The following is a 16,056-nucleotide window of genomic DNA, read 5'->3' on the forward strand; positions in this document are numbered from 1 at the left end:
CTCTTTAGGTGCTGTTATTTTCTCTTGAAAATATAGATGAAGTGTTTCTTTCGCTTTAGTGTGCTTTACTAAATCGAAGTTGTCGATTAAGAATTGAGGAAGTATAAGTTTTAAAAGGTCTAAAGTAAGTTCCAATACGAATAAATTTAAACCTCAAAATTAAAACTATCCTAATTCACACACAACTTTTGTGATTGAGCCAAAGTAGTCTTTCTAGATATAAATAAAGCCTAACTATATTTATAGTTAGGCTTTATTTATAGTATTGTATTTAGGTTTACTTACTTGTTTAGCAATTCTATTTTAGAATTGTTTAATCGGGTTTGTAACCAGTTTTTAAACTTGATGTTTAGTTGTTTGGTGTTCTTTATAGAATCGTTCCATTTCACTTCAAAAACTGCTACGGTATCAATACTACTAAAATTGGTTTCTAGTTTGCTAGCGTAGCTTAATTTGTCTAAGCCTGCGTAAATAATTCGAGCTTCTTGACTTAGCTGTACAAATGGAATTTGTTTTTTGTAGAGCTGTTGTAGCTGATGCTCTTTTTCTATAATTAAAGCTTCCTTCTGTAGAATGATTTCATCTTTACTCGCAATTAAATTCTGATTTTTTACGTAAGAATTTTTGATAGTGTTGATTTCATCTTGTAGTAAAGAAGTCTTATCGTCTTGTTGAATAATTAAAGATGAGTTTGGAATGCTAAATTCATCCATTTTATTAGACCAAATTTTCTTTTGAACTTCATCAATATTAGTTCCTAGTACTACAATTTTGATCGATTTTTGATCATAATTAACAGTGGTGCTAATAATACCTGCACCTGTTTTTTCTTGCAGTTCAGAAATAAAATGTTCTGCATTTAATTTGTATTGATTTTCTTGAAACAGTAAATAGAATTGGTAAATACTAAAACTGATAATGATAGTAGCAATAAAACCAACCAACTGAGCAATTCTTTTTCTTTTTGCTTGATTGATATATTTTACTACTGGAAAACGTAAAAATTTAACCACAGCAAAAGTTGCCAAAGCAATAAATATAGCGTTGATTAAGAATAAAAACATGGCTCCTCCAAAGTATTTAAAGTTCCAGGTAGCCAATCCGTAACCTGCTGTACATAGAGGAGGCATTAATGCCGTTGCAATGGCAATACCGGCAATGGTGTTGGTCATTTCTGTACGTCTACTTAAGGCAATAATTAAAGCCAATCCTCCAGCAAGCGCAATTAATACATCTCTAACATCGGGAGCGGTTCTGGCAATAATTTCGGGAGTTGCATCCTGAAACAAAGGAATGCTAAAGAATAAAAAAGATGTGGTAATACTTAGTCCCACCATTACTCCAAGGTTAATTAGAGACCTTCTTAGTGTATCAATATCGTTAATACCAATAGAAAGTCCTAAACCTAAAATAGGTCCCATTAGGGGAGATACTAGCATGGCTCCAATAACTACGGCAGTAGAACTTACATTTAAACCAATAGAGGCAATAAATATGGAGAATATTAATACCCAAGCGTTGTGGCTTTTTACGGCAATTCCTGCTTTTATTTTGGTAATGGTTAGTTCTTTGTCTGTGTCTTCTCTAATGTTTAGAAGATCGCTTAAAAAGGTTTTAAAAGCGGTAAAAAAGCCTTTAAACTCTTCTTGAACTACCTTTTTTTTATTTTCTAATTCTTGATCGTTTTCGTTCTGAGCTGTCATAATCTTTGAGCATTGTTGTTAAACAATTTCTACGGGTGCATTTCCTTTTATTAGATATCGTCTTTTTGTTTGCACTTCTAAACATTCATATCTCGTTCTTCGTTTGTTTAAAAGTTTAAAAGTTCTCTTGTTTAAGAGAAATAAAGTCCCTGGTTTTAAATCAAATATAAAATAATTATGGGTAGGGTTCGTATTCTTTTTTCCTTGTAAAATTACAGACAATTTCATGTCAGAATCTGTAGTTGCTTTTGGGTTGATTAAATGTTTGGCTAAAGGCTTTAACAGTTCTTCGTCAAAAATAGTAGGTGTTAAAAAGGGAAGCATTAGTTGTTTAAAACACTGTTTCCATTCCGTTCCGTGAGGTTTTACTTTAGGGTGGTGAATGTGTGTATGTAAATGAGCAATTTCGTGCACCAAGGTGATTAGAAATTGCTCTTTTGTTAAATCGTTATTTATGGTAATTGTTGCTAGTGGTAGGGTCGCCCTAAAATCACCTCTTTTTGTTTTTCTACCGTTCACAATTTTTAACTTAAAAGCATGTTTTTGTAATAGGTAGTTTAGAGGTTCTTTAGCAGCAGTAGGAATGTAAGGAGTTAGTTGTTCAATCATAAACATTAAGGAGTTGTGCTAGAAACTTCTAAAACTTTTCCGTTGTAAAATTTATTTCCTGTGGTGGTAAAATCAAAAATGTATTTAGCCATTTCTGAAGGTTTTATAGGAGCTTCGTATCCTGGGAAAGCCTCTTGTAACATTTCTGTTTGTACGGCACCCAAAGCCAATACATTGAAGGCTATTTTTTGTTCTTTGTATTCCTCAGCTAATAATTCAGACAGTGTAATTACAGCTCCTTTAGATGAGCTATAGGCTGCCAAACCAGGAAATTTTAAACTTCCTTGAATTCCCCCCATACTACTAATGGTAACTACATGACTATTTTGTGGCATAAATGGAATTATTTTTTGAGTTAACAAAGCCACGGAAAACACATTTACTTGATATACTTCTTTAAAATCTTCTTGAGAAATTTCAGCAAAAGGTTTGTTGACCAATTTCCCTGCATTGTGAACCAGTCCCTCTATTTGAATATTGTTTTTAGCTATATAATTTACTAAGCTATCAATTTCGTTTTCTTGACTTAGATCTACTCCAAAAGTTTTAATATTTGGATGGTTGATTGCTTCTAGTGTATTGGTGTTTCTAGAAATGGCCAATACAGAATAATTATTATTGGCAAATAGTTGAGCCAATTCAAATCCTATTCCTCGGCTAGTTCCTGTAATTAAAACGGTTTTATTCATCTTCCTCTGTAGGTTCTAAAGTTGTAAAATCTATATGTTGATATGCACCTATATCTGGTGCGGTAGTTCTATCGGTTCCTAAAATATCTAAAGGAACGCTGTTGGCTGTAGTTGGATCTGCTTGGTTGATTCCTTCGTTTTCTAAACCAATCCTTAAATCGTTACCCCCCGTATTTTTAAAATCTGTTTTTTTGTTAAATAAGACATCCGTATAAAAAGTGGAATTATCAGTATCTAATAAATCCTCTCCTTTTTCTAGATTGATGAGGCAGTTTTTAAATTGAAAATTAAAAATAGGTTCTTCTTCATTTTTATCTAAATCTATTTCAGATGTTTTAGTTCCAACTACTATGCAATTGGTAAAATTGGCACTTTGCAAAGGAAGATTGATTTTTGTATCCTCTTCTACATAGTAATTTGCTAAATAGAGGTTTTCTTTAAAACGCAATCCTTTGCTCCAATAATTGGCAAAGGTGCAATGGTTAAAGGTGTAGTTTCCTCCTTGTAAAAATAAGTCTGATTTTCCGGCTTGTCCAATCACTAAATTATTAGCTGTTATGTTTGCGTTCTGAGTATAGATTCCATAATCAGCAGCATAGTAAATTTCGGTATTGTTAATAGTCGCTGTGTTTGTATTGTCTATAATTTCTATTCCTGTGGATGGGTTTAGAATTTTTAAGAAATTGATGGCAACTGTTGTGTTTTCTTTTAGTTTGATTCCGTTCCATTGTCCGGGAATATCATCGTATTGATAGCTAAGTTTATCGCCTTTAAACACAATAGAATCAGTTAATGTTCCATTAATATTTAAAGTAGCCCCCGAAGAAATTGTTAAAGAAGCATTGTTGCTAAAATGAATAACACTACCAGCATCTATGGTTAGGCTTCCGTTTTCTGGAACAATAGCATTTCCATAAATAACGTAAGGTTTGGTGTTGGTAAAAACTGTTTGGGACAATTCAAAATCTGTACCTGTAGTAGGGAATAGTAATTCAGCATCTTGTACCAAAGTCACCAAATCTACATCTTGTTGGTTTCCGTTGGGATCAAATAAAATTTGATCTTCGTAAAGCATTTCGCTATTAGTGTCCGATACATCAGCGGTTACTTCTACAAAAACAAAAATACTATCTTTTTTAAGTAGCAAAACATCCTCAAACTCAGTTCCAGTAATTCCATCAACGTTTATTCTGTATTTAGAATCGTTTTTGGCTAGTTTAATTTTAGGAATGGTAATGTCGTTTTTACTCTTGTTGTAAACGGTAAGTCGGTGGGTAGTGGTGCTTAAATTGTTAAAAACGGTGTCTAAGAATAAGGTATCTACAGAAAAGCTTAAGTTTCCGTTACTTATTTGAGTGTCAAAATCTTTTCTGCAAGACAATTGACTCATTAACAATAGTACAAATCCTATTTTAAAAAAGATTTTTAACAATTTCATACACTTATTTTACAATTTCTATTTCAAAAATTTTATCCCAATTTTTACCTGTCACATATAGTTTTTTGGTGATTGAGTTGTAAGCAATTCCGTTTAATACTTTATCACTAGAGTTAACAACTGTTTTGTTATCTAATTGATTGGCTAAACCTTTCATGTTTACAATAGCTTCTACCGCACCATTTTTAGGGTTGATGATGGCAATGGCATTTTTGGTCCATACATTGGCATAAATTTTACCGTCAATATACTCCAATTCATTTAAGTTTTCAACTCGTCTGTTGTTGGTGTAAGCTTCTATGTAAGATTCTTCGGCACCTGTTTCAGGATTTAAGAACCAAATTCTCTCCGTTCCGTCAGATTTAATTAAATGCGTGTCGTTGTGTGTTAATCCCCAACCCTCATTACTTTGTTTAAAAGGAAAGGTGCTTAAGGTTTTAAATGTATTTACATCGTAAATAAATCCTATTTTGCTCTGCCAAGTTAATTGATAAACTTTATTGTTAAAAATAGTAATTCCTTCTCCAAAATATTTACTAGCCAATGCTTGTTCTAATAAAACGTTTCCTGTTTTTAAATCTACTTTTCTTAAAACAGATTTTCCTCTTTGTCCAGTTCCTTCGTACAATTCGTTTTTGTAAAATTCTAAACCTTGGGTAAAAGATTCTCTATCGTGCGGAAAGCTGTTTATTACTTTGTACTTGTATACTTTAGGTTTTTGAGTATTTAAAAAGGTAATGGTTGTTTCTTTACTAGTGGTATCATCAAATTCTCCAACCACAACTTTTACTACGTGTTTTCCTAATTTAGCATTGCTAATGTCTAAAGAAATATTTTGAGTATTTCCAATTTCTTTATCGTCTAAAAAATAAGTGACCTTTAAGTTTTTATCTTTGCTAGAAATACTAAGGTTTAGTTTTTTGTTGATTTGAATTTTTTCTGGAGATTTTAACTCAAATTCTGGATTATTTTGACAAGAGTAAAGCCCGATGATTAGGGTAAAAGCGACTAAAATTCTGTAAATTTGCATGGTTTTGAAAAAAAATGGTTATTTAGATGAATTATTTCTTTTTAATATTTTGATTATTCAAAAATATACTTAAATTTGCAGTCTCAAAAATAAACACAGTTAAAACATACATATAATTATGAAAAAAGGAATACATCCAGAAAATTATAGAATGGTAGCTTTTAAAGATATGTCTAATGGTGATGTATTTTTAACTCGTTCTACAGCTAACACAAAAGAAACTTTAGAGGTTGATGGTGTTGAATATCCAGTTGTAAAAATGGAAATCTCTAGAACATCTCACCCGTTCTACACAGGTAAATCTAAATTGGTTGATACTGCAGGACGTATTGATAAGTTCAAGACTAAATACGCTAAGTTTAAGAAGTAATTTTAACTTCTTAGTATATCATAAAAAAGCTGTTGAGGAAACTCAACAGCTTTTTCTTTGTTATAACAAATCGTTGGCTAAGTTGGCTAACTCAGAACGTTCTCCTTTTTCTAGTTTAATGTGGGCAAATAATCGGTGTCCTTTTAACTTGTCTATTAAATAAGTTAAACCGTTACTATGTTCATCCATATAAGGAGTGTCAATTTGATTGATATCTCCAGTAAATATAATTTTGGTTCCTTCACCCGCTCTGGTAATAATGGTTTTTACTTCGTGCGGTGTTAGGTTTTGAGATTCGTCTATAATCATAATTACATTGGCCAAACTTCTACCTCTAATAAAGGCTAGGGCTGTTAAGACCAAATCTTCGTTTTCTTCCATTTCGTCCAAAGCTTTTCTTTTTCTAGAATCTGCTTTGTATTGCGATTTGATAAATTTTAAGTTGTCAAACAAAGGTTGCATGTAAGGAGATATTTTTTCTTCGGCACCTCCTGGTAAAAATCCAATATCTCTGTTGCTTAATGGAATAATAGGTCTTGCTAAAATAATCTGATTGTAGATAGATTTTTGTTCCAACGCAGTTGCCAAGGCTAATAATGTTTTACCTGTACCAGCCACTCCTTGTAAAGCTACTAATTTGATGTTTTCGTTTAACAAAGCATCAATAGCAAAGGTTTGTTCTGCATTTTTAGGTTTGATTCCGTAAGCGTAACTTTTTTCTACACGTTCTATTTGATCGTTTTCTGGATTGTACCTTGCCAACACAGAATCTTGGTTGTTATTGATGATATAATAACCATTTGCCATTTTCTGATCTCCTAAAATTCCGTTTTCTGGAATGGCATTGTTTTGATATAATTCTTTAATGACATTCGACTCTAAATCATCTAAATTAATAGACCCTTTAGACACTTTTTTAATATCATCAACCTTACCTGTTAAATAATCTTCTGCGCTTAATTCTAATGCTTTTGCCTTAATTCTTAAGTTGATGTCTTTGGTGACCAAGGTTACTTTAGAATTGGGATAAGACTCTTTAATTAACAAAGCTGTATCTATAATTAGATGATCGTTTTTCTTAGAGCCATAAGCATCTTTTGCGTTGGTTCCTGCTGCATTGTTGTGCATAGAAATAAACAAATCTCCTTTTCCTTTTCCTAGACTAATCCATTCGTTAAGGTTTTTGTTTTCAGAAATTTTATCTAAAAAACGAATGACTGATCGAGCTTCAAAGTTTTTAGTATCGTTACCAATCTTAAAATTATCGAGCTCTTCTAAAACGGTAATAGGAATTACCACACTGTTGTCTTGAAAATTTTTGATGGAGTTGTGATCAAAAAGTAATACCGAAGTATCCAGTACAAAAATTTTTTTTGGTTGATTTTGAGCCATATGGAAGCAATTAAGTTTACTTAAATGTAGCAATCTTTTTCATGCAAAACAATGTACGTAAACGGCTCTTTTGTACTTTAAATGGTTGATATGTTCTTTGTTTTTATAGGAGTGTTTTGTTAAGTGGTTGGTAATGAGAATCACAAGTTGTTTGTACTATTGTTCCTAATTGTGGATAACTCCCTTAAATTAATTTTAGAGAGGGTTTATAAAATGTAAAAGTATTGATACATAAAAAAGCAGCTACCCAAGTGTTTTAGGTAGCTGCTTGATAAAAGAAAGTTTGTTTTAAAAAATTAGGGCCTTAGGATTGTATTCCATTCGGTTAATTCAAAAGCGTTTATCCAAATCCCTTTATTACCAATTCCTTTGTAGTTTATAGTAAGTGGATTTACTCCGTCTGAGGTTAGTATAATTTCAGAAATTCCAGCAGGTTGATATTGCATATTTTTTCCTTCGGTAACTTTGGCCGTTATTTCTGTTTGGGGAGCGGCATTTTTAGAACTTACTGTAATATTTTTCTCATAAGGTAACTTATAAATACGTTGAGATTTTAATTTTTCTTTGTTAGGATCCATCAAATCAGAATTTGTTCTAGGAGCATGGTGCCAAACTTTTAATTTGTAAGTTCCTTTAGGTAGTTTGTTAAAAACCAAATTCACCCCTTTTTTGTCTATGGCAATCATACCATCAGCATAAGCAAAACCATATTTACCCACCACGTTCATTTCTCCTAACCAACGAACAATTCCTTGATCGCTTGTTTTTTGAATTTCTGCTGTAGCTCCTTTAAAAGCTTTAAAAGCATAGGTGTTTTTTTCAATAGTATCTTCTCCATTCCAAAAATTCCATCCAAATTGTGTCAGTTGGTCTGCTGCTCCTAAATCTACACGTTCCTTGGTAAAGTCGTAAATAGGTTTTGCATTTTTTAGAATTTCATTCTTCACTTTAGGGATTAAGACGGTTGATACTTTAGCCGATTTTAAACCTTTGGCCGTAGCTTTTAGCGTAATAGTTCCCGTTTTTTTACCAGCCTTAACTAGTACAGGAGCAACTCCGTATTCTGTAAACATAGGATTGGCATTGATTGCTATTTTGTCTCCAATAATAGAAGCATCTTTGTTTACTGTAAATTTAATTTTGTCTTTAAAATCGGTAATTACAGTTCCATTTTTATCAACAACAGTTGCATAAGCTACTATGATATCGTTTTCATCAGCTGTAAAGTTTCTTCCTTTGTCATCAAAAAATAGCTGAATTTTAGAAGGCTTTTCGGGAGTGATTTTAGCTGTTTCTTTTACAGTTCCATTATTAAAATAAGCTTTGGCTACCAGTTTTCCTTTTTTGTATTGAATGTTCTTAAAGTGAAAAGGAGCATGGTCTAATCCCTTATAAATAGTGTCTTTGCTAGGTTGCTGTTTTGCAATGCTTTTGTTGTTTAAAAATAATTCAACTTCTTTTGCATTGCTATACACAGTAATTTCTTTTGTATTTGGTTTCCAATCTTCTAGAATTTTAACAAAAGGAGTTGTTTTTAGTTCGGTTTTGTACCAATCTAGTTCAGGTCTTGGTTGTCTAAAAATAGTCATCATTCCGCTTCTTGTTCTGTCTATTTTACTTTTAGACTTGGCATGTGTTGGATGAAATGTGTAGTAAGCATGGGCGGTCCAAGAAATTAACCCTAGCATTAAGGGATCTCTTTTATAAGGTCCAATAGCCTCAGCTCCATGTCTACCTTCCATAGCAAAAATAGGTTCAGATCGATCCCAAATAAATGGACCGTACAGCATATTTGCGTTGATATCTGTTAAGCCAGAAGTTTGCCAACCTGTCCAGCGTGCACCTTGAGAAGCTGTTAATCTATTAGGATCTTCTTGTTTGATGGTGTTGTGTACTCTTGGCACATAACCTCTATGGTTTACTCCAGCACCCCACATCACAATAGAAGCGTGGTTTCTGTGATTTCTTACCATAGTACGAGCTGTTTTTTCTAAGTTGTTCCACCATGCATCGTTCTGAGAAATGGAAATCCATGTTGGAGCTTCTTCGTAAACTAAAATTCCTAATTCGTCACAAGCTTCTATTAACGCATTGTCTTGAGGGTAGTGTGCTGTACGTAAAATATTAAATCCATATTCTTTAAACTGTAACACATCTTTGTAATGCAAAGCATTTGGTACGGCATCTCCAATATAAGGGAATTGTTGGTGTCTGTTTGCTCCAATTAATTTGATAGGTTTGTTGTTTAGGATAAATCCTCTAACAGGATCTAATTCAAATTTTCTTAATCCAATTTTTGTTTCTACAAAATCTACTTCTTTACCATCAATGCTAATAACACTATTGACTCTGTATAAATAAGGATTGTCAATGTCCCAAAAGTGGACATTGTCTTCAATACTTCCTATTTGGTTGAATTGATATTCTTGATTCTTAAGAATTTTAGAAGCACTGTTTAAACGAAGTACCACCAATCCTTCTTTGTTGATTAATCTGGTTTTTATGGTACAGTTTACCTCTTTGTCACTTTCGTTTTTTACAGCAGTTTTAATATCAATAGTTGCATTTTTGTTGACAACATCAATAGTAGGAGTGGTAATGTTCACCCCTGAATGAAGGGTTTCCCAGTTGAAAGTAACGTGAACATTGTTGGTTTCTACCAAATACACATCACGATACAAACCACTAAATTTTACATAATCAAAAGGACCTGGATCTGGAGGGATTACTTCATTTCTTCGGTTGTCTACCAATAAGGTAATTTGGTTCTCGGTTCCTTTGTTTACATAGTTTGTAATATCAAAATGGAAAGGAGTGTAGCCTCCTACAGCATGCTGTCCTACATGAGTTCCGTTTACCCATAAATCGGTAACTTGATGAGCTCCTTCAAATTCTAAAAATATTTTTTTGTTAGAATTTTGAATTGCTAAGTTTTTGCGATACCAACCTACTTGTCTGTGGAAGACCAATTGTACTTTATCGTCCTCTAAATCATCTAATGTTAAGGAGGTTAATTTAAGTGTATGAGGGATGCTTACTGTTTCCCATTTAGAATCATCTAAGTTGGATGTATAATTTTTTGCGTTTGGATTTCCTAGTTGGAATTTCCATTCGTTTTTTAAATTAATTTTAGTTCTATCCGTAGTTGGAAAACCATCGGGTAGATTTTGTGCTTGTAGTTGTATTCCTGTAAGAAACAGAAAAAGACTCAAAAGAAATTGTTTCATGTTGCTGATTTAAATATCTAGCAACTAATTTAGAGCTTAAACATAAAAAGGAAAGCTACGTATGTTTAATAAACTATAGGATTTGGTTTTTTGGATTTAATCGTTGTTTTTAACATCCCACTTGTCTCTTAAAAGGTTTCCTATAATCATAAAAGATAAGACAAGTAATACAATAAGAGTTCCAGGAATTATGGCTAAGTAAGCCTTACCTGTTACAATATAATTGTAGTGGTTTTTAATAATAATTCCCCAAGACGGAGTAGGAGGTTGTGCCCCTAAACCTAAAAAGCTCAATCCACTTTCTACTAAAATAGATGCAGCAAAATTAGAAGCTGAAATTACAATAACAGGCCCTATGATATTGGGAATGATGTGTTTGATGATGATGCGTAAGTCTGACAAACCTAAGACTTTGGCAGCTTCTATGTATTGAAGATTTTTAACACTTTTGGTTTGCCCTCTAACCACTCTGGCAACTTCTACCCACATGGTTAACCCAACGGCCACGTATATTTGCCACAAACCTTTTCCTAAGCTAACAGTAATGGCAATTACTAATAAAATGGTAGGAATGGACCAGGTAATATTAATTAACCACATAATAACACTGTCTACAAATCCACCATAATAACCCGCAATTGCACCTAGTAGCAAACCAATAATTAAAGAAATGGTTACGGCAACTACACCAATGGAAAAGGAAATACGAGCCCCTATAATTAATCTACTTAATAAGTCTCTACCATATTTATCTGTCCCTAACCAAAATGTTTTTTGGATTACTTTTACCTGATCGGTTTTGGCAATGGTTAAAAAATCATTTTGTAGTTGAGGTTTGTAATGGATGCTCGTCTCAGTGATTTGATATTCTTGACTGATTGGAGTTTCTTTGATGTAAGAATTGTTTCCATTTAGAAATTTATTCCAAAGACTTTGTTTCTCTGTCATAGAAGTTTCTTGCAACATATAGGTTGTAAATCCTGGTGGTTTTGCCTGAATGGTTACATGCATTGTGTTTGCATTGGCTGTATTGTCAGGAGCTATAAAATAGGCAAACAAGGCTATAAAACTACCAAAACATATAAAGCCAACACAAAGGTTGGCTAGTATATGTTTAGAATTCAAAAGGTTTTTTAGAAACTTCATTTCTAAGTTATTGAGCAACTTTTAATTGACTAAGTGCTTCTAAGGCTTCATTTACATAAATATCTTCGTGTAAATTTTTATGCCAAACTGATCTTTTGTCTTTTAAAATAGTATCTACTTGTACTAATTTACTTTCATATCCTGGCGATACGAATTTGTATGGGGAGTTGTATTTTAAAATATCTTTGTATTTCTCCGCTTCTATATTTAGTTTTTCTTGATCAGATTGAAACGTTTTTAAATTTAGCGAATAGGTTAAATGATCTTGATTTCTTTTTAGCCATTTAGCATACTCATCAATTTTATTGAATTGTTTGTTTGTACTAATGCTATTTTGAACTTGAGAAACCACTTGAGAAAAATTGGAGTAATAATTATTATTACTATATGTTGCTTTTGCAATTTGATCCCAGTTTAAGGGAGCTTCTAATTTACTTTCTGCAATGTCTAAATAACTATATCTATCTGGCATTACAATATCAGAACTTACTCCTTTTAATTGTGTAGAACCTCCGTTAATTCTATAGAATTTTTGAATGGTTAATTTTAAAGCTCCTAAGTCTTCACTGTAATTTAAGTATTGGTTGATAGGAATTACATTTTGTACCGTTCCTTTTCCGTAGGTTTGTTTACTACCAATAATAATGGCTCTTTTGTAATCTTGCATAGCAGCCGCTAAAATTTCTGAGGCAGATGCAGATAATTCGTTTACCATAATTACCAAAGGACCGTTCCATACAATCTTACTATCCTCATCGTTTCTAATGTCTGGTTTGTTGTTTTTGTATTTTACTTGAACCACGGGACCTTTTTCTATAAACAATCCAGCAATATCAATAGCGGTGCTTAAAGAACCCCCACCGTTATTTCTTAAATCAATAGCCAAACCTTCAATCCCATCTTTTTTAAGCTCTTCAATTTCTATACGCATATCAATAGCAGAGTTGCGTTGTTCTTGTTTGCTAAAATCAATATAGAATTTAGGTAGGTGAATAATTCCGTATTTTTTACCGTCTTTAATGGCAATAGAAGATTTTACAAAAGTGTCTTCAAATTCAACAATGTCTCTAACAATGGCAATTTTCTTATAGGTATTGTCTACTTTTTTTACTGTTAAAACAACCGTAGTTCCTTTTTTACCTTTGATCAATTCAATAGCATCTGTTAAACGCATCCCTACAATATCTGTAGGTTCACCTTTAGTTCCTTGTGCTACTTTTACAATATAATCTCCAACTTCTAAATCTCCTTGTTTGTAAGCAGGACCTCCAGGAATTAATTCTACAATTTTTGTATAACCTCTTTCGTCAGATAATCTAGCACCAATTCCTTCAATAGAACCCGCCATGCTAGAGTCAAATCTCTTTTTCATGTCCGGAGCAAAATAACTTGTATGAGGATCAAACTGAGCCGTAATACAGTTTAAGAAAATAGCAAAACGATCACTTTCTGGTGTTTGGTGTTCGTAGTAAAATAAATCCTTAATATTATCTAAGGTTTTTTCTCTAGCTTTTTTCTCTAAAACGTCAAAATATTGCGCTTTGTAGTTTTTATCCTCTTTCGCTTTATCTTCTTCCTCTTTTAAGTAATCATTTAGTTTGTTTACGGTAGAAAATTTTAAATGCTTTCTCCAAATATTTCTTTGTTCCTCTTTGTTTATTGGAAATTCAGCCGTTTCTGCATCTAGGTTGATAGATTCTTTTACAGAATAGTCAAACTTGTTTTTTAAGATGTCTTCATACAATCCTTCTGATTCTTTTAATCTTATGGCAAAGGTTTCGATAACCTCATTGTAAAAATCAAACTTTCTTCTGATGATTTGATTGTCAATATCGTGATAGTATTTTTTAAACTGAGCCACATCACTTGCTAAAAAGTAACGTTTGTATGGATCTAGATTTTCAATAAAATTCTTAAAAATACCTTCAGAAAAAGTGTCGTCAATCAATTTAGGCTCGTAATGTCCCTTTTCTAAGATAAAACGCAAAGCCTCCATTAATACCTGATCTTTTTCAGGATTTTTGTCAGATTGATGTTCTTTAAAACTATAAAATACTGATACTCCTACAATTAAAGTAAGGATGTATAGATGCTTAATATATTTTTTCATGAAATTATGTGTATTCGGTAATAAGAGCTACTAATTTAGTTTTTTTTGCTAGGATTAAAAACAATTAACGAGTTGATTTAAATAATCGTTAAAGAGGGTTTATCCTTACTGTTAGCTAAATTTAATATGCTAAATTTGTTATTCAATATTCTAGACATGACAAAAAACAAGCCAAAAATTTTAGTAACCAATGATGATGGTATTACAGCTAAAGGAATACGAATTTTAATTGCAGAAATGTGCAAGCTTGGTGATGTGTATGTGGTAGCTCCGGACAAACCACAAAGTGGTAAGGGGCATGCGATTACGATTGATGCTATTTTAGAATTAAAACCTCAAAAGGTAGATGGAGATGCGATTCAAGAAATTTCTTGTACAGGAACTCCTGCTGATTGTGTAAAATTAGCAATTAACGAAGTGTTGGATGAAAAACCAGATTTGTGTGTGTCGGGAATTAATCACGGAAGTAATTCTTCTATTAGTGTTATTTATTCAGGAACGATGAGTGCAGCTATTGAAGCGGGTATTGAAGGGATTCCATCTATAGGATTTTCTTTGTGCGATTATTCTACCACGGCCGATTTTAGTCAAACACAACCCTATGTTTATAAAATAGCGAAAGAAGTTTTAGAAAATGGATTGCCCGATGGAGTGGTTTTAAACGTAAACTTTCCAAAAGTATCCGAAGAAAAATACAAAGGCTTTAAAGTTTGTAGACAAGCAAGAGCCAATTGGAAAGAAAAGTTTGACAAAAGAGTAAAGCCCACAGGAAAAGAATATTACTGGTTAACAGGGGTTTTTGAAAATCTAGACAAAGGAGAAGATACGGATGAATATTGGTTGGCTCAAAACTATATTTCTTTGGTACCTATTCAGTTTGATTTAACGGCTCATCACATGATTCAGAAATTAAATACTTGGAATTTAAATGAATAACATTCAGAAAGATGTTTTGTTAGGAGCTTTACTAGGGCTTATTGTCTGTTTTTTAGGAACGGTCATATACATAGTCATTGTTTTGCCCATTCATTCAATTTCCGAAACGTTTGCTGTTTTAGTAAGAGAAAACTTATTAACCAAAGTAATTACCTTAGGAGCTTTGCCCAACGGATTACTTTTTCAGTTTTTTATCAAAAAAAATCAATTGTATAAGGCAAGAGGGGTGTTAATGTCTGTAATTCTGATTGCAGTTTTTTTTATAATCTATAACCTAATTTAAATGAAATATTATTTAATAGCCGGAGAAGCTTCTGGAGATTTACACGGTGCAAACTTGATGAAAGCCTTGTTGGAAAAAGATCCAAATGCTGAGTTTCGTTTTTTTGGAGGAGACTTAATGCAACAAGTAGGAGGTACCTTGGTAAAACATTATAAGGAACTTGCTTTTATGGGGCTTTTAGAGGTGTTAAAGAATATTAGAAGCATTTTTAAAAACATCTCTTTTTGTAAAAAAGACATGTTAGGATTTCAGCCAGACATGGTTATTTTAATTGATTATCCTGGTTTTAATTTAAGAATAGCTGAATTTGCAAAACAAAACAATATTAAAGTTCATTACTATATTTCTCCTAAAATTTGGGCTTGGAAAGAAAATAGGATTCATAAAATTAAAAAGAATGTAGATCACATGCATGTGATTTTTCCTTTTGAGGTAGATTATTTTAAGAACAAACACAACTATGAAGTTAATTATGTAGGAAACCCTTTGTTTGATGAAATAGCTCAAAAAGCTCCTATTGATGAAACTGAATTTAGAAAAGAACACCATTTAGGAACCAAACCCATTATTGCTTTATTACCGGGAAGTAGAACACAAGAAATTACTAAAATTTTAAGTGTTATGCTTACAGTGGTTGATGTTTTTAAAGAGTATCAATTTGTTATTGCAGGGGCTCCAAGTAAAGAGGAATCTTTTTATACCCCTTTTATAGGCAATTCTGATGTAAAGTTTATAGGAAATAAAACGTATGATTTGTTATCTATTTCTACAGCTGCTTTGGTAACCTCTGGAACAGCCACTTTAGAAACCGCTTTGTTTAAAGTACCTCAGGTAGTTTGTTACAAAACAAGTGGATTAACATACTTTATTGGAAATCTTTTGGTGAAAATTGAATTTTTCTCGCTGGTAAACTTAGTCATGCAAAGAGAAGTAGTTACCGAATTGTTACAACATACGTTTACCAAAGAAACCTTAATAAGTGAGTTAAACTCTATTTTATCTGGAGAAGGAAGAGAAATTATGTTGTCTGATTATGAAGAATTACAGAAAAAACTAGGAGGAGTAGGTGCTTCTAAAAAATTAGCAGAGTGTATTTTAAATGCTTAAATAATTTCTTAGCTTT

13 protein-coding genes are annotated in these 16,056 nt (G+C 32.5%); 4 read left to right on the top strand and 9 right to left on the bottom strand.

Translation table 11 applies throughout. The features are described 5' to 3' along the window. Positions 1-281 precede the first annotated feature (281 nt). The 5 genes from GGR97_RS12870 to GGR97_RS12890 are packed head-to-tail and all read right to left on the bottom strand — an operon-like array spanning position 282 to position 5,469. Positions 282-1,703, bottom strand: a complete 1,422-nt coding sequence (locus GGR97_RS12870; protein ID WP_167898936.1) for a DUF389 domain-containing protein — start codon at positions 1,701-1,703, stop codon at positions 282-284. A gap of 18 nt (positions 1,704-1,721) precedes the next feature. Continuing rightward, positions 1,722-2,312 (bottom strand): SprT-like domain-containing protein, encoded by a 591-nt coding sequence (locus GGR97_RS12875; protein ID WP_167898937.1) that lies wholly within the window; start codon positions 2,310-2,312, stop codon positions 1,722-1,724. Between the two features lie 5 nt (positions 2,313-2,317). Further along, entirely contained in the window at positions 2,318-3,001 is a 684-nt protein-coding gene (locus GGR97_RS12880; protein WP_167898938.1) for an SDR family NAD(P)-dependent oxidoreductase, read from the bottom strand. Next, a complete protein-coding gene (locus GGR97_RS12885) occupies positions 2,994-4,439 on the bottom strand; it encodes a right-handed parallel beta-helix repeat-containing protein (RefSeq protein ID WP_167898939.1) in 1,446 nt (481 codons plus the stop codon). Before GGR97_RS12885 ends, GGR97_RS12880 begins: the two co-directional genes overlap by 8 nt. Before the next feature lie 4 nt (positions 4,440-4,443). After that, positions 4,444-5,469 carry a glutaminyl-peptide cyclotransferase gene (locus tag GGR97_RS12890; RefSeq protein WP_167898940.1) on the bottom strand — a complete coding sequence of 342 codons (1,026 nt, stop codon included), beginning with the start codon at positions 5,467-5,469 and terminating at the stop codon, positions 4,444-4,446. Between the two features lie 118 nt (positions 5,470-5,587). Between GGR97_RS12890 and GGR97_RS12895 the strand changes: the two genes are divergently transcribed. Then, the gene (locus tag GGR97_RS12895) at positions 5,588-5,839 is read left to right on the top strand and encodes a type B 50S ribosomal protein L31 (RefSeq protein ID WP_167189520.1); all 252 of its coding nucleotides are present in this window, start codon (positions 5,588-5,590) and stop codon (positions 5,837-5,839) included. Positions 5,840-5,899: 60 nt separating this feature from the next. Here the strand turns inward: GGR97_RS12895 and GGR97_RS12900 are convergent, their stop codons facing one another. The 4 genes from GGR97_RS12900 to GGR97_RS12915 all read right to left on the bottom strand — a co-directional run bounded on the left by GGR97_RS12900 (position 5,900) and on the right by GGR97_RS12915 (position 13,714). Continuing rightward, complete coding sequence (locus GGR97_RS12900) at positions 5,900-7,231, bottom strand: PhoH family protein (RefSeq protein WP_167898941.1); 1,332 nt, start codon at positions 7,229-7,231, stop codon at positions 5,900-5,902. Positions 7,232-7,527: 296 nt separating this feature from the next. Further along, positions 7,528-10,458 carry a glycoside hydrolase family 2 protein gene (locus tag GGR97_RS12905; RefSeq protein WP_167898942.1) on the bottom strand — a complete coding sequence of 977 codons (2,931 nt, stop codon included), beginning with the start codon at positions 10,456-10,458 and terminating at the stop codon, positions 7,528-7,530. Between the two features lie 96 nt (positions 10,459-10,554). Beyond that, positions 10,555-11,583 carry an ABC transporter permease gene (locus GGR97_RS12910; RefSeq protein WP_245229506.1) on the bottom strand — a complete coding sequence of 343 codons (1,029 nt, stop codon included), beginning with the start codon at positions 11,581-11,583 and terminating at the stop codon, positions 10,555-10,557. A 28-nt stretch (positions 11,584-11,611) separates the two neighbouring features. Beyond that, positions 11,612-13,714 carry a carboxy terminal-processing peptidase gene (locus tag GGR97_RS12915; RefSeq protein ID WP_167898944.1) on the bottom strand — a complete coding sequence of 701 codons (2,103 nt, stop codon included), beginning with the start codon at positions 13,712-13,714 and terminating at the stop codon, positions 11,612-11,614. A 156-nt stretch (positions 13,715-13,870) separates the two neighbouring features. Between GGR97_RS12915 and surE the strand changes: the two genes are divergently transcribed. The 3 genes from surE to lpxB are packed head-to-tail and all read left to right on the top strand — an operon-like array spanning position 13,871 to position 16,040. Then, on the top strand, positions 13,871-14,650 hold the full coding sequence (gene surE / locus GGR97_RS12920; RefSeq protein WP_167898945.1) for a 5'/3'-nucleotidase SurE: 780 nt from the start codon (positions 13,871-13,873) through the stop codon (positions 14,648-14,650). After that, positions 14,643-14,933 (top strand): hypothetical protein, encoded by a 291-nt coding sequence (locus GGR97_RS12925; protein ID WP_167898946.1) that lies wholly within the window; start codon positions 14,643-14,645, stop codon positions 14,931-14,933. Before surE ends, GGR97_RS12925 begins: the two co-directional genes overlap by 8 nt. Next, the gene (gene lpxB, locus GGR97_RS12930) at positions 14,934-16,040 is read left to right on the top strand and encodes a lipid-A-disaccharide synthase (RefSeq protein WP_167898947.1); all 1,107 of its coding nucleotides are present in this window, start codon (positions 14,934-14,936) and stop codon (positions 16,038-16,040) included. It abuts the gene before it with no gap. Positions 16,041-16,056: the final 16 nt, after the last annotated feature.

This window comes from Wenyingzhuangia aestuarii, from assembly GCF_011927765.1.
GTDB lineage: Bacteria > Bacteroidota > Bacteroidia > Flavobacteriales > Flavobacteriaceae > Wenyingzhuangia > Wenyingzhuangia aestuarii.